The sequence below is a fragment of the Micromonospora sp. NPDC049366 genome (assembly GCF_044466625.1).
Taxonomy (GTDB): domain Bacteria; phylum Actinomycetota; class Actinomycetes; order Mycobacteriales; family Micromonosporaceae; genus Micromonospora.
In genome coordinates this window covers 110982-130495 of sequence record NZ_JBITMV010000005.1, presented here as the reverse complement: position 1 = coordinate 130495, position 19514 = coordinate 110982, and the positions used below count along the sequence as shown (strand labels likewise).

The 19514-nt window shown below is 75.7% G+C and carries 14 protein-coding genes; 8 read left to right on the top strand and 6 right to left on the bottom strand.

Features of this window, described 5'->3' with window-relative positions; all coding sequences use genetic code 11:
* The first annotated feature begins 68 nt into the window (after positions 1-68).
* The 6 genes from rimO to ACIBTV_RS09795 all read left to right on the top strand — a co-directional run bounded on the left by rimO (position 69) and on the right by ACIBTV_RS09795 (position 5564).
* Complete coding sequence (rimO, locus tag ACIBTV_RS09820; RefSeq protein WP_396703617.1) at positions 69-1622, top strand: 30S ribosomal protein S12 methylthiotransferase RimO; 1554 nt, start codon at positions 69-71, stop codon at positions 1620-1622.
* 77 nt (positions 1623-1699) lie between these two features.
* On the top strand, positions 1700-2293 hold the full coding sequence (gene pgsA, locus ACIBTV_RS09815) for a CDP-diacylglycerol--glycerol-3-phosphate 3-phosphatidyltransferase (RefSeq protein ID WP_396703616.1): 594 nt from the start codon (positions 1700-1702) through the stop codon (positions 2291-2293).
* 181 nt (positions 2294-2474) lie between these two features.
* Positions 2475-2996: a CinA family protein gene (locus ACIBTV_RS09810; protein WP_396703615.1), complete on the top strand. Its 522-nt coding sequence runs from the start codon at positions 2475-2477 to the stop codon at positions 2994-2996.
* Between the two features lie 231 nt (positions 2997-3227).
* Positions 3228-3674 carry a helix-turn-helix domain-containing protein gene (locus ACIBTV_RS09805; protein WP_396703614.1) on the top strand — a complete coding sequence of 149 codons (447 nt, stop codon included), beginning with the start codon at positions 3228-3230 and terminating at the stop codon, positions 3672-3674.
* Positions 3675-3870: 196 nt separating this feature from the next.
* Positions 3871-4752: a PspA/IM30 family protein gene (locus ACIBTV_RS09800; protein ID WP_396703613.1), complete on the top strand. Its 882-nt coding sequence runs from the start codon at positions 3871-3873 to the stop codon at positions 4750-4752.
* Between the two features lie 23 nt (positions 4753-4775).
* A complete protein-coding gene (locus tag ACIBTV_RS09795; protein ID WP_396703612.1) occupies positions 4776-5564 on the top strand; it encodes a hypothetical protein in 789 nt (262 codons plus the stop codon).
* Between the two features lie 25 nt (positions 5565-5589).
* Here ACIBTV_RS09795 and ACIBTV_RS09790 read toward each other — a convergent pair whose 3' ends face one another.
* Together ACIBTV_RS09790 and ACIBTV_RS09785 are read right to left on the bottom strand one after the other, a co-directional pair.
* On the bottom strand, positions 5590-9264 hold the full coding sequence (locus ACIBTV_RS09790; protein ID WP_396703611.1) for a hypothetical protein: 3675 nt from the start codon (positions 9262-9264) through the stop codon (positions 5590-5592).
* A 172-nt stretch (positions 9265-9436) separates the two neighbouring features.
* Entirely contained in the window at positions 9437-10327 is an 891-nt protein-coding gene (locus ACIBTV_RS09785; protein WP_396703610.1) for a zinc finger domain-containing protein, read from the bottom strand.
* A 109-nt stretch (positions 10328-10436) separates the two neighbouring features.
* On the opposite strand from ACIBTV_RS09785, the gene ACIBTV_RS09780 reads away from it, so the two are divergent.
* Positions 10437-11702 carry a hypothetical protein gene (locus tag ACIBTV_RS09780; protein ID WP_396703609.1) on the top strand — a complete coding sequence of 422 codons (1266 nt, stop codon included), beginning with the start codon at positions 10437-10439 and terminating at the stop codon, positions 11700-11702.
* A 46-nt stretch (positions 11703-11748) separates the two neighbouring features.
* Here ACIBTV_RS09780 and ACIBTV_RS09775 read toward each other — a convergent pair whose 3' ends face one another.
* From ACIBTV_RS09775 to ACIBTV_RS09765, 3 genes are all read right to left on the bottom strand, one after another.
* Positions 11749-11991, bottom strand: a complete 243-nt coding sequence (locus ACIBTV_RS09775) for a CPCC family cysteine-rich protein (RefSeq protein WP_396703608.1) — start codon at positions 11989-11991, stop codon at positions 11749-11751.
* Positions 11992-12078: 87 nt separating this feature from the next.
* Positions 12079-12984, bottom strand: a complete 906-nt coding sequence (locus tag ACIBTV_RS09770) for an S-adenosyl-l-methionine hydroxide adenosyltransferase family protein (RefSeq protein ID WP_396703607.1) — start codon at positions 12982-12984, stop codon at positions 12079-12081.
* Positions 12957-13559, bottom strand: a complete 603-nt coding sequence (locus ACIBTV_RS09765; protein WP_396703606.1) for a GNAT family N-acetyltransferase — start codon at positions 13557-13559, stop codon at positions 12957-12959. Before ACIBTV_RS09765 ends, ACIBTV_RS09770 begins: the two co-directional genes overlap by 28 nt.
* A 238-nt stretch (positions 13560-13797) precedes the next feature.
* Between ACIBTV_RS09765 and ACIBTV_RS09760 the strand changes: the two genes are divergently transcribed.
* Positions 13798-14382, top strand: a complete 585-nt coding sequence (locus ACIBTV_RS09760; RefSeq protein ID WP_396703605.1) for a hypothetical protein — start codon at positions 13798-13800, stop codon at positions 14380-14382.
* 247 nt (positions 14383-14629) lie between these two features.
* Here the strand turns inward: ACIBTV_RS09760 and ACIBTV_RS09755 are convergent, their stop codons facing one another.
* The gene (locus ACIBTV_RS09755) at positions 14630-19402 is read right to left on the bottom strand and encodes a DEAD/DEAH box helicase (RefSeq protein ID WP_396703604.1); all 4773 of its coding nucleotides are present in this window, start codon (positions 19400-19402) and stop codon (positions 14630-14632) included.
* Positions 19403-19514 lie beyond the last annotated feature (112 nt).

Here is a 19514-nt window from a genome sequence, read left to right as displayed (position 1 = left end):
GCGGTGTGAGCCGGTCGATTCCGCCGCCCGCCGTACGCGGGCCTTCCCGCTCGGCCCGGTACCCTCGGATGGTGTCTGCCACCTCCCCTGTCGCCAACTCCGGCCCGGCCAGCCCGCAGTCGTCCCCCGCCGAGGGCCGTCGCGTCGCCCTGCTGACCCTCGGCTGCGCCCGTAACGAGGTCGACTCGGAGGAGTTGGCCGCCCGGCTGCACGCCGACGGCTGGCAGGTCACCACCGACGGCGAGGGCGCCGACGTGGTGGTCGTCAACACCTGCGGCTTCGTGGAGAAGGCCAAGCAGGACTCGATCCAGACCCTGCTCGCCGCCGCCGACACCGGCGCCAAGGTCGTCGCCGCCGGCTGCATGGCCGAGCGCTACGGCCGGGAGCTGGCCGACAGCCTGCCCGAGGCGCAGGCGGTCCTGAGCTTCGACGACTACCCGGACATCGCCGCGCGGCTGAACGCCGTGGTCGCCGGTGAGGCGCTGGCCGCGCACACCCCCCGCGACCGGCGTGAACTGCTGCCGCTCACCCCGGTGAAGCGCCGCGAGGCCACCGTGTCGCTGCCGGGCCACGGCACCACGGTGTCGCCCGGCCGCGCCACCTCCCGGGTCGCGGTCGAGGCCGACGAGCACACCCCGGCGCACCTGCGCCAGGTGCTGCGCCGCCGGCTGGACACCGGCCCGGTCGCCTCGCTCAAGCTCGCCAGCGGCTGCGACCGCCGCTGCGCGTTCTGCGCGATCCCCGCCTTCCGCGGGGCGTTCGTCTCGCGTACGCCGGACGAGCTGCTCGCCGAGGCGGAGTGGCTGGCCAAGACCGGCGTACGCGAGCTGGTGCTGGTCAGCGAGAACTCGACGTCGTACGGGAAGGACCTGGGCGACCCGAGGGCGCTGGAGAAGCTGCTGCCGCAGCTCGCCGCGGTCGACGGCATCGTCCGGGTGCGGGCGAGCTACCTCCAGCCGGCCGAGACCCGACCCGGCCTGGTCGAGGCGATCGCCACCACGCCCGGCGTCGCGCCCTACTTCGACCTGTCGTTCCAGCACTCCAGCGAGCCCGTGCTGCGCCGGATGCGCCGGTTCGGCTCCACCGACCGCTTCCTGGAGTTGCTGGCCTCCGCCCGGGCGCTGGCCCCCGACGCGGGCGCCCGCAGCAACTTCATCGTCGGTTTCCCCGGCGAGACCCGCGCCGACGTCAACGAGCTGGTCCGTTTCCTGACCGAGGCGCGGCTCGACGCGATCGGCATGTTCGACTACAGCGACGAGGACGGCACCGAGGCCGCCGGGCTGCCCGGCAAGGTCTCCGCCGCGACGATCAAGCGCCGCTACGACCGGCTCAGCGCGCTCGCCGACGAGCTCTGCTCGCAGCGAGCCGAGGAGCGGCTCGGCTCGACGGTCGAGGTGCTCGTCGACTCGGTCGACAATGGCGTCGTCGAGGGGCGGGCGGCACACCAGGCACCCGAGGTCGACGGCTCGACCACGCTGGTCGCCCCGCAGGGCGGTGGCGTCGACCTCACCGCGCTGCGCCCCGGCGACCTCGTACGCGCGACGGTGACGGGTACCGAAGGGGTCGACCTGCTCGCCGTGCCGGATGAGATGATCTCGGCGGCGCCCGGCGCGGCACGGTGACGGCGGGCCCGGACGACGCGGGGAGGCCACGTGGTGGGGGACCGGGAACGCCACGGCGGGCCGAGCGGGGCGCGCCGGTGACCGGGGCGACGGAGTCCACGCCGTCCCGGGTCGTGCCCCGGGTGCCGCTGCTCAACGCGGCCAACGCCCTGACCGCGCTGCGGTTGGTGCTGGTGCCCGTGTTCGGGGCCACGGTGGTCGTCTCGGCGCTGACGCACGCCGGCTGGCGGATGGCGGCCTGCCTGATCTTCGCCTTCGCCTCGGCGACCGACCTGGTCGACGGCTGGATCGCCCGCCGGTTCGGGCTGGTCACCTCGGTGGGGAAGGTCGCCGACCCGATCGCCGACAAGGCGCTCACCGGGGCCGCCCTGGTGCTGCTGTCCTGGTACGACCGGCTGCCCTGGTGGGTGACCGTGGCGATCCTCGTCCGGGAACTGGGCATCACCGGCCTGCGGTTCTGGGTGATCCGGCACGGCGTGATCGCGGCCAGCCGGGGTGGCAAGATCAAGACGGCGCTGCAGATCCTCGCCATCGCCTGGTACCTCTGGCCGATGCCCGCCCTCCTCGCGCCGGTCGGCCCCTGGATCATGGGCGCCGCCGTCGTGGTGACGGTGGTCACCGGCTTCGACTACGTGGCCCAGGCCCTCCGCCTCCGCCGCCCCACCCCCTGACCACCTCACCCGTACCCCCGGCCCCGCCCGGCCGGGCGATCGCGCAGTTTGTACCTGCGGCTTGTTCGGTTCCGGCGAAATGCCGAGGCGGTAAGTGCAAGATCGCGGGGAGCGGGGAGCGGGGAGCGGGGAGCGGGCGGGGTGGGGTTTGTTCCGGGTGGGGCGGGAAAGGGTGGCGGGTATGGAGAGCGAGAGCGACGCGAACGGGGAGCGGCCGGTCGGTAGCCCGGCCGCCGGGGTGGTACACAGCCTGGCGGAGCGGCACGAGACGCTGGCCACCGTCGAGTCGCTCACCGGTGGCCTGCTCTCCGCCTCGATCGTGGAGATCGCCGGGGTGAGCGGCGTCTACCGGGGCGGCATGGTTGTCTACGCCACCGAGTTGAAGGCGACGCTGGCGGGCGTACCGGCGTCGCTGCTGGAGGAGCGTGGCCCGGTCGACCCGGACGTGGCGATGGCACTGGCCGAGGGCGGGCGACAGCGGTGCGGCGCCGACTGGGGGCTCGCCACGACCGGGGTCGCGGGCCCGGAGCCGCAGGACGGCAAGCCCGTCGGTCTGGTCTACGTGGCTGTGGCCGGGCCGGGTGGGAGCAGCGTTCGGCAACTCGACCTGGACGGCGGGCGGGCGCACGTGCGGGCCGCCGCGGTGATCGAGGCGCTGCGGCTGTTGGCCGAACGCGTCCACGAGGCGGACAAGGGCGGGTGAAGCCGCTCCGGCTGTCGTGATCACAACACCTCGGGCACCGACGTCGATCGTCGCCGCCGGTCGCAGGCGGTGCCGACGGGTCGTGCCCGGATCCGACGGGCGGGGCGGGATGTCGCCGGGCCCCGCAGCGGGTACGGTTGCGGGAAGGCTCCGGCGCTCGGGGCCGACACGGTCCGCCGTGTCCGGCCGAGCGGGCGTCCGGACGGAGTTCGGCCCTCAGGGGGAGGTGCGATGGTCCTGCTACGCCGGGTGATCGGTGACGCACTGCGGGCGCGCCGGCAGGGGCAGCAGCGCACCCTGCGCGAGGTCTCCTCCGCGGCGAACGTCAGCCTCGGTTACCTCTCGGAGATCGAGCGCGGGCAGAAGGAGCCGTCCAGCGAGCTGCTGGCCGCGATCTGCGACGCCCTCGGTGCGCGCCTGTCCGAGCTGCTCCGCGAGGTCAGCGACACCGTCGCGCTCGCCGAGCAGATGCCCAACGTGCTGGTCCCGGTGCAGGACGAGCCGGCCCCGGTGCCGGCGGCGCCCGCTGCCAAGGCCACCGGCCGGGCGGTCCGCCAGGTCAGCTCGGACGGCACGGTGGCGGTCTCCGTCCGCCAGGATTCGCCGCTCAAGGCCACCCTCCGCAGCACCCGGGTCCGCTCGTCCGAGCGCGACCGCGACGTGGTCTGCGCCGCCTGATCCGCGTTCTCCGCTCCGTGGCCCGCCTGGCGCGCTCCGCGTAGGGTTGATCGCACGCGGTGTCCGCCGTCGGCTCGTCGTTCGGGTGCCGGTCCGGCGTCCGGCTGGGACGATGGAAGGGCCGCGTGGTGGCGGCCGGTCGTCCTGCCCGGCAATCGTCGAGGCGGAGCGACGCTACTGAGGGGATACCGCGGAGATGGCGAACCCGTTCCTCAAGGGGTGGAAGTACCTGATGGCGCTCTTCGGCGCCCGGATCGACGAGCACGCCGATCCCAAGGTCCAGATCCAGCAGGCCATCGAGGAGTCGCAGCGCCAGCACCAGGCCCTGGTCCAGCAGGCCGCCGCGGTGATCGGCAACCAGCGCCAGCTGGAGATGAAGCTGTCCCGGCAGATGTCCGAGGTCGAGCGTCTCCAGGGCAACGCCCGGCAGGCGCTCGTCCTCGCCGACCAGGCCCGGGCCAAGGGCGATGACGCCGAGGCGAATCGCTACGAGCAGTCGGCGCAGACCTTGGCCACCCAGCTGGTCTCCGCGGAGCAGGCCGCCGAGGACCTGAAGACGCTGCACGACCAGGCGCTCGGTGCCGCGGCGCAGGCCCGCCGCGCTGTGGAGAACAACTCCATGATCCTTCAGCAGCGGCTCGCCGAGCGGGCCAAGCTGCTGAGCCAGCTCGAGCAGGCCAAGATGCAGGAGAGCGTGGCCCGCTCGCTGGAGTCGATGTCGGCGCTGACCGCCCCCGGCACCACCCCCTCGCTGGACGAGGTGCGAGACCGCATCGAGCGCCGCTACGCGAACGCGATGGGTCGCGCCGAGTTGGCGGGCAACTCCGCCGAGGGGCGGATGCTGGAGATCCAGAAGGCGACGCTCGACTCGGCCGGCTCGGCCCGTCTGGAGCAGATCCGGGCCAGCATGGCCGGTGAGCAGCTCGGCGCGCAGCAGCGGGCCGGCGTGGAGCAGCAGCGCACGGGTGGGCAGCCGACCGGTCCGGCGAGCGACCCGGCCGCCGCGGCGCGGCTCGACGAGATCCGCGCCAGCATGGCCCGTGAGCGGGGCACCGGGGACACCACCGCCGCCGGCTGAGCGGCCGGCACGAGGAGGTCAGGGTGGCAGACGAGCGTACGCGGTACTTCCGACGGCTGGCCCGGCTGCGCCGCTCCGCGCGGCGCTGGAGCGTGCTGGGCGGCGGGCTCGGTGGCGCGGCGGTCGTGCTGATCCCGTACGCCGGTCTCGGTCTGCCCGACGCGGCCTGGGCGGCCTCCGCGGGCGGTGCGCTGGCCCTCGCCACCTGGCGCTGGATCGACCTACGGGCGCTCGCCGCCCAGCCGGCGCCACCCGCGCTCGACCCGGCCGAGGCCGCCGCCCGGTCCCGGGCCCGGCTGGTCGCCGCCGTGGAGCGGCTGCCGGTGGGTCCGGGCGTGCTGGCGGAGGTACGCCGGGTGCGCGCCCGGGTCGCGTTGCGGGGCACCAGCGCGGCCGAGCCGTGGGCCCGGCTGGACCGGGCGGCGCTGACCCTGGCCGGGCTGCGGAGCCGGCTGACCGGTCTCGCCGAGCCGGCGGCGGCCGAGGCGGCCACGGCCGACCAGTCGCTGCGGGACCTGGCGCACCGGGTGGCGGGTGTGGAGCGGGCGCTGCGGCTGGCCCCGGTCGAGGCCCGGCCGCCGCTCGCCGACGCGCACCGGGCGCTCGCCGGGCAGCTGGAGAGCGGCGTCGCGGCGTACGAGCGGCTGGTCGTGGCGGCCGCCGGCTACGTGGCGGAGGACGCGCGGCCGGACGGCGCCCACCCGGCCGCGTCCCGGTTGACCGAGGCCACCGACCTCCTGCACGGCGTGGCGTCGGCGCTGGCCGAACTGCGCGGCGTCGGCGACCCACTGCGCACCACCCGCATCCACTGAGCCACGCGCCCCGCGCCCGGCGCGGTCAGGGTGGGGTGTCGACGGCGACGGCCGCCGTGAACGGGGAGCTGCCGACCACGTTGAAGGCGCGCACCCGGTAGTGGTACGTCACCCCGCGCGCCAGCCCGGTGTTGGTGAAGCCCCGCGCGGTCACGGTGAACGTGGCGAGCTCCCGGGTGAAGTCCGCGTCGAGGGCCCGCTGGACGATGAAGCCGCCACCCGGCCCGGCCGCCGCGCCCGACGCCCAGCCGAGGATGACCGTCGCCGTGTCGGGGCCCGGTGCGGCGGCGGTGACGCTCACCGACTCCGGCGTCGCCGGGACGGGTGGGGTGGTCACCGTGGCCACCGTCGACCAGGGTGAGGCGGCACCCAGGTACGTGGTCCGCACCCGGTAGTAGTACGTGGTGTCGGGCGCGACGGCGGCGTCCAGGTGGTTGTCTCCCACCCCGATCGCCGTGGTGCCCGGGCCGCTGGTGAAGGTGGGGTTGGTGGCCCGCTGCACGTCGACGCCGGTGGCGAAGGAGCGGTTCGTCCAGCGCAGGGCGATCCGCAGCGGCGCGGCCGGTGGCACCGCCGCGGCGAGCGCGGTCGGCGCGGCGAGCTGCACCGACGACGGCACGCTGTTGGACCAGGACGAGCAGCTGACGGCGTTCTCGGCCCGGATCCGGTAGTGGTAGGTGACGCCGGGGGTGACCGTCGCGTCGGTGTAGCGGGTGGCGGCGGCGGCCACGGTGATCGAGGTGACCCCGGTGGTGAAGGTCGGGTCGGTGGCCCGTTGCAGCAGGTGGCTGGTGGCCGCCGGCCGGCCGCCGTTGCCGGTCCAGGCCAGCGCGATCGCCGGCAGCGCGGTCGACGAGCCGGGCGCGGGTGTGGCGGTCAGCCCGGTGGGGGCCTTGGGCGACACGCGGAGCACGAGCGGACGGCTCATGCCCTGGTCGCGGCGGCCGGCGTACTGGCTGTGCCAGCGGTACTCCCAGCCGAGGTTGACCAGCTGGTTCACCACCAGCGCGGGGCGGCCGTCGACGGGGCTCACCGGGGTCGAACCGGTGCGGGTCCCGGCCGGGCGGGTGGGGTCGAGCAGCCGTACGCTGTCGCCGATCTTGAACGGCAGGATGGGCGCGACGGGGCGCAGCGCCACCACGAGGTCCTCCCGGGGGTTGACCCGGACCACCTCCTTCCAGCCCAGCTCCCCGTCGTGCGGTGGCCGGATCGTCCCGTCCCAGCCCACCCGGTTGACCACCTGGAGGTCGCACCCGGCCAGGCGGAGCGCCTCGGTCTGCCGGCTGTTGCCCACGATCCGCCACACCTGCGTGCCGTCGGCCGGGGCGCCGATCGGCACGGCCGGGTCGGCCGCGAAGAGGATCTCCGTCGCCGGGTCGGTGGGACCGAGCGGCAGGGTGGCGGGGGAGAGCGGGCCGGCCTGCGGGTGCGCGACCCCCAGCCGACCCGTGAGCCGGCCGAAGTCGGGCTCGAAGACCTGCTGCACCGCCTTCACCGTGACCGGCACGGTGACCGGGGCGGCGCCACCGGCCGGGGTGAAGGTGACCGTGGTGGCGTGCACCGGCACCACCGTGTCGGCGGGCGTGCGGGTGCCGATCGCCGGGTCGTACGCCGGCTGCGGCACGATCGGCGGGCGCTGGCTGGCCGCGTACGCCCGGGGGAGCCGTTCGCGGAGCCGGTCCAGGTCGTAGCGCGGCGCCGGCTCCCCGCTCACCCGGAACTGGAGCAGTGTCCGCGTGTTCGGGCCGTACCCGGGCCGGGTTGGCGGCGCGCCGCCCACCGCGCTGTGGTCCGGTGCCCCGGTGTGGTGGTCGTAGCGGGGGTCGAAGCCGGGCAGGGGTGCGGGGCAGTCGTTGTAGAGGATCAGGGTGGCGCCGGGCGGCACGGCGGAGAAGTCCACCACCACGTCGGCCCGCTCACCGGGCGCGAGCAGCAACGCGTGCCCGTCGACGTTGAGCACGGTCGGGTCCTGCCGGTCGTACCGGTAGCCGATCGGCCGGTTCGGGATCACCACGGGCGCGGGCAGCAGCCCACCGTCGTTACCCACCTGGATCAGCTCCGGCCCGGCGGCGGCCGGGTCCGGGACGCCGCCCTCACGTCCGTCGGTCGGCCACTGGGCCGGGCGCTGCGCCGACCGGACCGCCGGCACCATCGGCACCTCGCCGGCGGCGGCGTCGCGCAGGGCACCCTCGTCGTCCCACATCGGACCGTCCGAGGCCGCGCGGTAGAGCTGCAGGTTGAGGCTGCGGTCCAGGCAGGCGTTGAGGATCCGGAACCGGTACGCCCGCGGCTGCACCTCCAGATACGGGTACGCGATGCCGTTGACCAGCGGAGTGTCGCCGTACGCCTCGGGAACGGCGCTGGGGTGCGGCACGCCCGGGGTCAGCGGCGGCTCCTCCACGGCGGCCACCGGGTCGTGGTGCGGGTTCGGCACCGGCCCCGGCCCGAGATGACCGGCGCCGCTCCCGTTCGGTCCACCCGCCCCCGGGCGGGCATCCAGATCGGGCCCGTCGGCCGTACGCGACCACGGGCCGTAGTCCCACCGGCCGGTCGGGTTGGTTCCGCCGCTGCGGTACGGGTTCTGCCGGGGCTGGTAGACGTGCGGATGCCAGAGGCTGCCCCGGGCGCCCCAGCGGTCCCGGTCCCACGTCGGGTCCTCCCCGGCGAGCTGCCCGTCGTCCGGCACGAAGGTCTTGTCCTCGATCACCAGCGGCAGTTCGTGCTCGGGCAGCACCCCATCGGCGACGAGCTGCTCCTCGGCCGGGTCGGTGAGCAGGTAGAGCGCGAGCTGACCCGAGTACACGGTCAGCCGGGACAGCCCGAGCGTGTTGTCGTGGAACCAGAGGAGCCGGCCGCTCTGCTCGTTGGGGTAGTAGAGCGTGGTCGCGCCGGCACCCGGCGGCGGCATGTCGGGCACGTGGGTCAGGCCGACCCCCGCCGGGTACGGGGTGATCTCCCCGGCGGGGGTGACCCACTGCCACGGGTTGCCCGCGCTGATCCAGCCGGTCTGCGCGCCCGCCAGGTGCAGCACCGCGCGGTTCTGCGGGTAGGGCGCCGGGCCGTCCAGCGGCCCCGGTCCCGCCCCCTCGACCGTCTCGTCGACGGGCAGGAAGAGCTCGCCGGCCCGGCCGGTGGGCAGCTGGTTGATGAACTTGACCCGCACCGGGCGCCCCCGCCGGGCCCGGATCAACGGGCCGAGGTGCCAGGGCCGCCCCGGCGGCGCCACCGTGTTGTGCCCGGCCGCGTCGGTGCCCAGGTTGAGCTGCCGGTAGCCGCGCAGCCGGGTCGCCGGCAGGTCGCGGTGCAGGCGCTGGGTGTACTGCTGGAGGCCGATCTCGTAGTAGTCGCACCCCGGATAGCTGATCGTGTCCGGCACCGCCACCGGCAGGTAGCCGCCCAGTTCGGTGCGGCGGAGGGGGCCCGGGCCGGGCAGCGCGTCGACGAACTTGCGCAGGCCGGTGCCGGGCAGCACCTGACCGTCGGGGTCGGTGACCGGAAGCGGGCTGCGGGCGAAGTTGGGCACCGGGCCGAAGCAGCGCGGGACCGCGGCGGGATCAAGGCTCGCCGGTGCGGCGGCCACCTCCTCCGCGGTTCGGGCGACCGGGACGGTCGCCGTACGGTCGGCCTCGGCCGTGCGGCCGTTGCGGCCGCGCGCGCTGCGGTCGGCCCAGGTGGTCCGGAGTCTGCGGAACATCGCCATGGCTCTCCCCGGGGTCGGGGCACGACCGTCGCCACCCCGGCGTGGCGACCCGGTCGGGCCGGCTCTGCTGACGATCGGTGAGCGTCCAACCGCAGCATGCGACGCCGAGGGCCCGGTTAGGAATTACCCAATCGTCCGTTTCTGCGTCCCAGGCGGACGGAACGGCGGCTGGTCAGCCGGCCGGGCGTTCCGGCTGGCAGACCGGGCACCAGTAGGTGACGCGGTCGCCCAGCTCCTCCTTGCGCACGGCGGTGCCGCAGCGGCGGCAGGGCTGGGCCCGGCGGCCGTAGACGTAGCTGGTCTGCCCGCGGTGCAGCGAGCCGGTGGTGCTCTGCGCCCACCGACCCCGGTTGGCGGCCAGCAGCCGCTGGGCGAGGGTCACCAGACCGGTCAGGTCGGGCACGTCGCGCACCGGCGTCCACGGCGAGACGCCCCGAAGGAACAGCACCTCGCACTTGTAGAGGTTGCCGATCCCGGCGAGGCTGCGCTGGTCGAGCAGCGCCTCCCCGATGGTGGCGTCCGGCTGGGCTGCCAACCGGCGGGCCGCCTCGGCGGCGTCCCAGTCCGGGCCGAGCAGGTCGGGCCCGAGGTGGCCGACCAGCCTCTCCGCCTCGGCGGTCGGGACCAGGGCAAGTTCGTGCAGGTGGTAGCCGACGGCCACCGCCCCGGGACTGCGCAGGACGACGCGGATCAGGTGCGCGGGTCGGCCCGCCCAGCGTTCTCCCGGCGCGTACGCCCGCCAGGCGCCGTCCATCCGCAGGTGCGAGTGCAGCGTCCAGTGGGCGGCGTCGGCCCCGATCGCGCGGCCGGCCGTGGCGGTGTCGTCGTGCGCGGTGCTCCCCGCGATGCCGCCGACCGTGGGGGTGGGGTTGGCGGCGCTGGTCGGGGCGGCGAGGCGGAGCAGGAGGTGCTTGCCGCGAGCGGCCGACTCGCGCACGGTCCACCCGGTCAGGTCGGTGGTCGCGAGCTGCGGCACCCGGAAGTCGCTGCCGGTCAGCGTCGCACCCGCCAACGCGCGATGCAGGACGCGGGCGGTGTTCCAGACGGTGTCGCCTTCGGGCACCCCTCCATTCTCCCCCTCCGAACAGCATTCGCATGTATCGCTATTTGTACCTAGGTTCCGATTGATCTACCGATACCGGCAGTATCAGGGAGTTCTGAGGAGAATGCCCATGACACTGCCTTATCGTCCGATCCGGTCCGCCGTCCTCGCCGCCACCCTGACCCTCGCCCTCAGCGTCGCGCTCGTGCCCACCGCCGGCCCCGTCCCGGCCGCCACGACCGGCCTCACCGTCACGTCCGTCCCCGCCTCCGCCCCGGCCGCCTCCGCCGAGCGGTGGCGGGCGGATCTCACCGTCGTCGACGGCGACGACGTCAACGTACGGCGCGGCGCCGCCGGGCTGCGGCTGCGCGACGCCCGCCCGAGCGCGGCCCGCTCCGGCCGCAGCCCGCACAGCGCCCTCGCCGAAGGGACCCTGGTCAGCGCGCCGCGCACGCTGTCGCGCCCCGCCACCCGGGTCCGGGCGGAGGTGTCCGCCCAGGGCGCGGCGGGCGCCACCGTCGAGGTGCAGGTACGCGGCTGGCGCGCGATGGGCTGGACCGAGTGGCGCGGCGCCGATGCCGTCTTCGACCGGCCCGTCACCCGGGTGCAGACCCGGGTGCTGCTCACCGCCCGCGACGCGCAGTCCGCCACCGTTCGCGAGGTCCGGCTCACCGCCGACTCGGCGGCCGCGGTGACGGCCGCCACCCCCGGACTCACGTACCGCGTGTTCGCCACCCGCATCGGGCTGGTGGGCGAGGTGACCGCCAACGGCCGGAAGATCCAGCCCCGCGACCACTTCGTCGCGCTGCCGTCCCGCCGAGGGCTCGCCCCGCTCAACACCGGCGACTACACCGTCCGGGTCTGCACTACCAACGGCAGCCGCTGCGAGTACGCCCCGGTCTGGGACGTCGGGCCGTGGAACACCCGCGACGACTACTGGAACCCCAGCCCCGTCCGGGAGAACTGGAAGGACCTGCCGCAGGGCCGCCCCGAGGCGCAGGCCGCCTACCAGAACGGCTACAACGGGGGCCGCGACCAGTTCGGCCGCACGGTGCTCAACCCGGCCGGCATCGACCTGGCCGACGGGACGTTCTGGGACGGGCTCCAGCTCAGCACGAACGCGTGGGTCGACGTCGCGTACCTGTGGACCGGCGGCGGGCCGCGCGGCGTGGTCGGTGACGGACCGCTCAACATCCGCACCGGTGCGAGCACGTCCTACGCGGTCCGGGGGCTGGCCGCCCGCCTCGCCAACGTGCCGATCCAGTGCTACGTGACCGGGCAGTCGGTCACCGGGCCGTACCGCACCACCAACCGCTGGAACCGCCTGGCCACCGGACAGTACGTCAGCCACGCGTACATCTCGGCGGTCTACGGCGGCGCGGTGCCGCGCTGCTGACCGGGCGTGACCGTCCGGGGGCGGCGACGCCCCCGGACGGTCGACGTCACGGCAGTTCGTCCGGGCGCGGCGCGCGCACCATGTCCTGGTAGCGCGGGTGGCTGGCGCCGTAGACGGCGAAGTTGAGCCGGGCGTGGGAGAGGCTCAGGTCGCCGTTGGGCCCGCCCCGGACCACGTCGGCATCGGTGTCGGTCTGACCGTCGTCGGTCCAGAAGCACACCGGGCAGGTGCCACCACCGGTCCGGGAGGCGCAGCAGGGACAGGCGACAGGAACGGAGTGCTCACCCACCGGGGCAGCATTCCACAGTCGAGGATGGGCCGCGAGAGTCGCCCAGCCGCTGGTACGCGCGACCCCCACCGGCCCTCGTCGACCCCGTCATCCGCTGACGCGCACCAGGTCGCCGGCCGCTACGCCGAGCAGGTCGACCGCCCGGCCGGTGTTCACCGCGATCGCCACCCGGCCGGCCGAGTCGGTGTGGACAAGCAGGCCGCCGGGCGGCGCGTCGCCGAACGTCCGGCCGCGCACCGCCGACCAACCAGCCGCACCGTCGCCGACACCGGGCCCTCCCGGTCGGGGTGTCAGGTCGCTGGTCGGCGGCTCCGCCCGGTCGGTCACACCCGGCCGGGACGCCGTCGCGTCGCCGGCTGACGACGCCGGTGCGGTCACCCGGACCGTCTGCGGCAGCCCGGCCAGCAGGTCCGCCGCGGCGGCGAGCTGCACGTTGCCGAAGTGGTCCACGGTCAGCACCTCGGCGGTGAAACCGTCCGCGTCGACCCGGACGACCGGCTCCGGCAGCCGGACCAGCGCCGCCGGGTCGACCGCCGGGCCGGCATCGACCAGCGGCGCGCCGAGCGCCAGCCGGGCGGCGACCGGCGCGAAGATGTCCCGTCCGTGGAAGGTCCGGGACACCTGCGGGGCCAGCCACGCCGGGTTGGTCAGCTCGACCGCCCCGGTCACCCCGCCCAGCGCCTCGGCGGCGTCCAGCAGCAACCCGTTGTCGGGGCCCACCAGCAGCCCGCGCGGGGTGGCCAGGGCGACACCGCGGCGGGCCGTCCCGACGCCCGGGTCGACCACCGCCACGTGAACCCCCACCGGCAGGTAGGGCACGGTCTGGGCGAGCACGGTCGCACCCCGCCGGACGTCGGCCGGCGGCACCAGGTGCGTCACGTCGATGACCCGGGCGGCCGGCGCGACCGTGGCGATCACTCCGTGGCAGGCGGCGACGAAGCCGTCGGCGAGGCCGTAGTCGGTGGTCAGTGAGATCCAGGGTGCGGCGGGCATGGCGGAAGGCTAACCCTCGCGGTCGTCGCCGTCGGCGCACCGACCTGGATGCGTGGCGGGTCCGGCGGGAGCTGGTCCTCGCCGCCGGGGCCGAGCCGCCGCTCCAGGATCAGCTCGTCGTGCAGCGGGATGCCGTTCTCGCCGATGAGCGGGATCTCCGGCTTGAGTCGCCGAGCCCGGTCCACCGCGCCCCGGTCCACCCCGACCAGCCGCAGCCCGCGTCGCTGGTAGAAGCGGAGCGCCCGCAGGTTGTCGTTCGTCGTGATCAGCCACAGCCGGGCCAGGCCCGCCGCCCGCGCCGTCCGGGCCGCCGCGTCCAGCAGCGCGGTGCCCGCGCCACCGCCGGGTCGCGCGGCCACCACGCTCACGACCTCCAGCCCGTCACCATCCCGGTGGTGGGCGAGGGCCCCGACGACCGCGCCGGCACCGTCCACCGCCACCAGCGTCGGCAGCGTACGCAGGTCGTACCGCGTGTCGTGGCCGATCACGTACGGGCCGCCCCACTCCCGTTCGTGCAGCGCGTCCACCGCAACCCGGTCACCCGGCCCGGCCACCCGCACGGTGATCGCGTCCACGTGGTCCTCCCCTCGACGGCGCCGGATGCTACCCGCGCCACCTCTCCGGTCCCTCCACAGTGGCCACACCCCTGCCGGGGGTCCCGAGCAGGGGCCGAGTCGGCGTCGGCTCGCCCGCGCGGTCGGGACGTGGAGGCGGCGTCGGGTCGGAGTCGGTGCCGCGGTGGCGGATATGGGACAGGGCCGCCGGCCGCGTGGCCGCTGGCCTCCGGCCGGGCCGGTTCGGCAGACTGCCCTGGTGACACGTCGGAGCCTGTCCCTCGTCGTGGTGCTCGTCGTCGCCCTGAGCGGAGGCTGCTCCCGTGGCGGCGACGACCGCCGGGAGGCCGCACCGCCGTCCACCCGGGTCACCCCGTCCACCCCGTCCACGCCGTCGTCGACGGTCGCCGCGCCGCCCAACGCCCCGGCGTCCCCGACCGCCCCGCCGGTCCCGCCCGCCGGGGACGCCCCGGCCGTGCAGGAGCCCACCGAGCGCCGCCCGAGCAGCCCGCCGCCGGTGGTGCTGCCCCGCCGGCCGGCCGGGGCGCCGGGAGCCCGCCAGGTCGTCGACGCCTTCCGGGCCGCCGGGTTGAGGGTGGGCACTCCCCGCGACCGCTCGGTCGACTGCGGCCCCGACGGCCTCGGCCTGGGCTGCTCCGAGTTGATCGCCACCGACGGCGTGACCGTGTACGTCTTCCCCGACCCCACGAGCGCGGGCGAGATCGCCGAGATCTGGGCCGGGCAGTCCTACCGGCGTGGAGCCGTGGTGCTCAACTACCTGGAGGCCCGTACGCCCGCCGCCGACCGCCCCCGCTACGAGCGAGTCCTCACCGCCCTCACCTGACCCCGCCCGCCCCGCCCCCTCCCCTCGCCCCCCCCCGCCCCGCCCCCTCCCCCCGCCCCGCCCCCTTCGCCTCGTCGATCATGCACTTGTGGTGCCTGACATACCCCTCATGCCGCTTATATTCACCACCACAACTGCATGATCGACGCGGGTGGGCGGGTGGGCGGGTGGGCGGGTGGGCGGGTGGGCGGGTGGGCGGGTGGGCGGGGCGGGTGTGGGTGGGATGGGGTGGGGTGGGGTGGGTGGGTTAGCCGCGGAGGCGGAGGCCGCGCGGGGTGGCCCGGAAGCCGGCGGCGGTCAGCGCGTCCCGCAGCGGTGAGGAGTGCACGGCTTCACCGTCGGCACGCTCCACCGAGATGGCACCCAACGCTCCCGAGTGGACCGTGTCGGCGAGGGCCTTGCCGGCGGCGGCGAGCGCGTCCGTGTCGTCGGTGAAGGACAGCAGGGTGCGACCGCCACGCTCCACGTACAGCACGAGGTCGCCGTCGACGAGCACGACCAGGGCGCCCGCCTTGCGGCCGGCCCGGTGCCCGGTCGCCGGGGTGTCGCCGTCGCCCGAGTCGACGGCTCGTTCCGGCCAGGGCAGCGCGGCGCCGTACGGGTTGGCCGGGTCGGTCGCGGCGAGCACCAGCGCGGGGGCGGCTCGGCCCCGGGCTCCGTCGGCCGGGTCGGCCAGCGCCCGGATGCGGTCGACCGCGCCGGGCACCGCGAACTGTGCCGCGCCCAGCCCCTCGACGAAGTAGCCGCGCCGGGCCGCGCCGCGCTCCTCCAGCGCGGACAGCACCGGGTAGACCGCCGCGAAGCCGCCGGTGACCTGCTCGGCCATCACCGCGCCGCGGGTGACCACGCCGTGCCGCTCCAGCAGCACGTCGGCGAGCGCGGCGGCGCGCCGGGTCGGGTCGAGGTCGCGGTCGGGCAGTCGGGACCAGCGGCCGGCGACGGTGGGCGGCCCGCCCCGGGTCGGCATCGCGACCCGACCGGGGCGCCGGTAGCGGGTGCGGGGGGCGGACGGCCGGGACCGGTGTGCGCCACCGGCGCCGATCACCGCGCGCAGCGGGGCGAGCGTGTCGTTGGTGAGGTGCCCCGCCCAGACCAGGTCCCAGATGGCGCTGCTCAGGGCCGCGTCGTCGGTGGAGCCGACCCGGTCCGAGAGTGGGCGGAAGAAGAGGGCCTGCCCGTCGGCGAGCGCGTCGAGCACCGCCTCGTGCAGCGGGGTGACGGCCAGCGCCTCGTCCGGCGGGGCGAGCAGCAGCGGCGCGGCGTCCGCGTACGTCAGGGTGACCCAGCCGTCCCCACCGGAGATCGCGCCGGAGCCGGCCCACACCAGCTCGCCGCTGGCGCACAGCTCGTCGAGCTGGGCGGGGGAGTAGTCGGCGACCCGGCCGGGTAGCACCAGCCGCTCCAGGGCCGAGGCCGGCACGGCCACGCCCTGCAACTGCTCCAGGGCGGCGGCCAGGGCCTCCACGCCCCGCGCGGACGAACCGACCTGCTGCCAGCGGGGCAGGAACGCGGCCAGCGCGCGGGGCGGCACCGGTTCGATCTCGCGGCGCAGCGCGGCCAGGGAACGGCGCCGCAGCATGCGCAGCACGTCGGCGTCGCACCACTGCGCGCCCGCGCTCTCCGGGGTGAACTCGCCGGAGACCACCCGGCCGGTGGCGGCGAGCCGGCGCAGGGCCTGCTCCACCACGGCGACGCCCAGCCCGAAGCGGGCCGCGCAGCTGGCCGCCGCGAACGGACCGTGGGTGCGGGCGTAACGGGTCACCAGGTCGGCGAGCGGGTCGGCGACGGGTGTCAGGTACGCCTCGGCGATCCCGACCGGCAGCGCGACACCGAGCGCGTCGCGCAGCCGGGCCGCGTCCTCGACACCCACCCAGCGTTCCTCGCCGGCGATGCGGACGCGCAGCACCCGACGGGCCGCTTCGAGCTCGATCAGCCAGCCGACGGGCACGCCCCGCTCGGCCAGCTCAACCTCGCTCAGGTCACCGACCACGCGGAGCAGCTCGACGACGTCTTCCGCGTCCCGCGGACGGCGCTGGTCGGTCAGCCACCGCAGTTGCCGTTCGGTCTCGGCGAGCACCGCCGGGTCGAGCAGTTCCCGCAGGTCGACGCGGCCGAGCAGTTCGCCGAGCAGGGCCGAGTCCAGCGCCAGGGCGGCGGCCCGACGCTCGGCGAGGGGTGCGTCGCCCTCGTAGAGGAACGCGCCGACGTAGCCGAAGAGCAGCGACCGGGCGAACGGTGACGGCTGGCTGGTCTCCACCTCGACCAGCCGGACCCGGCGGGCGGCCAGGTCGCGCATCAGCTCGGCCAGGGCGGGTTGGTCGAAGACGTCCTGGAGGCACTCGCGGGCCGCTTCGAGGGTGACCGGGAAGTCGGCGTACTCGCGGGCGACGTCGAGCAGCTGCGCCGCCCGTTGCCGCTGCTGCCAGAGCGGCTGCCGGCGGCGCGGGTCGCGGCGGGGCAGCAGCAGCGACCGGGCGGCGCACTCGCGGAACCGCGAGGCGAAGAGGGCCGACGTGCCCACCGACTCCTCGACCAGCTGCGCGATCTCCTCCGGGTCGAAGGCCACCACGTCGCCGCCGGGTGGGTCGTCGGCGGTGTCCGGCAGGCGTACGACGATGCCGTCGTCGGAGGGCATCACCTGCGCGTCCACCCCGTAGCGCTCGGCCAGCCGACGCCCGATGGCGAGCGCCCAGGGCCCGTTGACCCGGGCGCCCAGCACACTGTGGACGGCCAGCCGCCAGTCGCCCAGCTCGTCGCGGAACCGTTCGACCACGATCGTCCGGTCGTCGGGCAGCGACCGGGTGGCCTCCTTCTGCTCCCGCAGGTAGGCCATCAGGTTGCCGGCCGCCCAGTCGTCCAACCCGCCGTCGCGCAGCGCGGCGACCGCCGCCTCGTCGCTCTGCCGCAGCAGCGCGCGGACCCGGGCGCCGATGGCGCGGCCCAGCTCGACGGGGCGCCCGAGCTGGTCGCCCTTCCAGAACGGCATCCGGGCCGCCTGGCCGGGCGCCGGCGACACGAGCACCCGGTCGGGGGTGATCTCCTCGATCCGCCAGGACGAGGAACCGAGCAGGAAGACGTCGCCGACCCGCGACTCGTAGACCATCTCCTCGTCCAGCTCGCCCACCCGCGCGGCGCGTTCGGCGCCGGCGAGGAACACGCCGAAGAGGCCCCGGTCGGGGATCGTGCCGCCGCTGGTCACCGCCAGCCGCTGCGCGCCGGGTCGGCCGCTGAGCAGGTCGGTGGCCCGGTCCCAGACCAGCCTCGGTCGCAGCTCGGCGAAGGCCGTCGACGGGTAGCGCCCGGAGAGCATGTCGAGCACCGCGTGCAGCGCGGAGTCGGGCAGCTCGGCGAAGGGCGCGGCCCGGCGCACCAGGACGGCCAGGTCGCCCAGCCGCCACGGCTCCAGGGCCACCATCGCCACGATCTGCTGGGCCAGAACGTCGAGGGGGTTGCGGGGGAAGTGCAGCTCCTCGATCGCGCCGTCGGTCATCCGCTCCGCCACGACGGCGCAGGAGAGCAGGTCACCGCGGTGCTTCGGGAACACCACCCCCCGGGAGACGGCCCCGACCTGGTGCCCGGCCCGGCCGACGCGTTGCAGGCCGGCGGCGACGCTCGGCGGGGCCTCGATCTGCACGACCAGGTCGACCGCGCCCATGTCGATGCCGAGCTCCAGGCTGGAGGTGGCGACCACGGCGGGCAACTGCCCCGACTTGAGCGCCTCCTCGATGTGCTTGCGCTCCTCGCGGGAGACGCTGCCGTGGTGCGCCCGGGCGATCACCGGGGGCGCGCCGGTCGCGGCTCCCGACTGGGCCATCACCTCGGCCGGCTGGCGTGGGGCCCGCAGCGGCCCCACCGGCCTGCCGAACGCCCCCGCGTCGCGCGGTCCTGCCGGCCTGCCGAACGCCCCCGCGTCGCGCGGCCACGCCGGATCGTCGCCGTCCGCCAGGCCGCCGTCGCCGTCCGCCGGGCCGTCGTCGCCGGCCAGCAGCTCGGATAGGCTCACCGGCTCCCCGCCGCGGGCCACGCCACCGCCGTCCGGTGCGGCCGACGCCTCCCGCTCCTCGGCGGCCAGCTCGTTGAGCCGGGCGCAGAGCCGCTCGGCGCTGCGCCGGGAGTTGGTGAAGACGATGGTCGAGCGGTGTGCCTGGATCAGGGCGAAGACCCGTTCCTCGACGGCCGGCCAGATCGAGGCGCGGCGCGGCCCCGGGCCGCCCAGGTCGTCCTCGATCGACTGCTCCTGCTCGTCGAGGCGGGTCATGTCCTCCACGGGGACCTGGACGCTGACCTCGATGGTCTTGGCGGTGGGTGGCTGCACCACGTCGACCGCGCGGGCGCCGCCGAGGAACCGGGCGCAGCCGTCGATCGGGCGGACGGTCGCGGAGAGGCCGATGCGCTGGGCCGGGGCGGGCAGCAGCTCGTCGAGACGCTCCAGGCTGAGGGCCAGGTGGGCGCCCCGCTTGCTGCCCGCCACCGCGTGCACCTCGTCGACGATGACCGTCTCGACGCCGCGCAGCGAGTCGCGGGCGGCGGAGGTCAGCAGCAGGAACAGCGACTCCGGTGTGGTGATCAGGATGTCCGGTGGGGTGCGGGCGAAGGCGCGTCGCTCGTCGGCCGGTGTGTCACCCGTACGCATGCCGACCGTGATGTCCGGCGGGGTGACGCCGAGCCGGGTCGCGGCCTGGCGGATGCCGGCGAGCGGGGCGCGCAGGTTGCGCTCCACGTCGACGGCGAGCGCCTTCAGCGGGCTCACGTAGAGCACGCGGCAGCGTTGCCGCGCGTCGGCCGGCGCGGGCTCCCGGGCCAGGCGGTCCAGCGACCAGAGGAACGCGGCGAGCGTCTTGCCGGACCCGGTCGGCGCCACCACCAGAGCGTTGTTGCCGGCGGCCACCGAACGCCACGCCCCGGCCTGGGCGGCGGTGGGCGCGGCGAAGGCCGCCGTGAACCACTCCCGGGTCGCCGGACCGAAGCCGGCCAGCACATCCGCGCCGCCCGCGTCGGGGCCGGTCGTCACATCCGCCACCCGTCAATCCTGCCGCGCCCCTGTGACAATTGCCGACGGCCGGACGCCAAATGTGTCCGGCAACAGCGGTTACGCGGCGGATATGGCGCTTGCGGCGTTAAGTCTCACTTAA

Bases quoted from the DNA above. Each gene is read 5' to 3' on its own strand.
- ACIBTV_RS09805 (WP_396703614.1), top strand. From the start codon at position 3,228: ATGGTCCTGCTACGCCGGGTGATCGGTGACGCACTGCGGGCGCGCCGG.
- ACIBTV_RS09790 (WP_396703611.1), bottom strand. From the start codon at position 9,264: ATGGCGATGTTCCGCAGACTCCGGACCACCTGGGCCGACCGCAGCGCG.
- ACIBTV_RS09770 (WP_396703607.1), bottom strand. From the start codon at position 12,984: ATGCCCGCCGCACCCTGGATCTCACTGACCACCGACTACGGCCTCGCC.
- ACIBTV_RS09780 (WP_396703609.1), top strand. From the start codon at position 10,437: ATGACACTGCCTTATCGTCCGATCCGGTCCGCCGTCCTCGCCGCCACC.
- ACIBTV_RS09800 (WP_396703613.1), top strand. From the start codon at position 3,871: ATGGCGAACCCGTTCCTCAAGGGGTGGAAGTACCTGATGGCGCTCTTC.
- rimO (WP_396703617.1), top strand. From the start codon at position 69: ATGGTGTCTGCCACCTCCCCTGTCGCCAACTCCGGCCCGGCCAGCCCG.
- ACIBTV_RS09810 (WP_396703615.1), top strand. From the start codon at position 2,475: ATGGAGAGCGAGAGCGACGCGAACGGGGAGCGGCCGGTCGGTAGCCCG.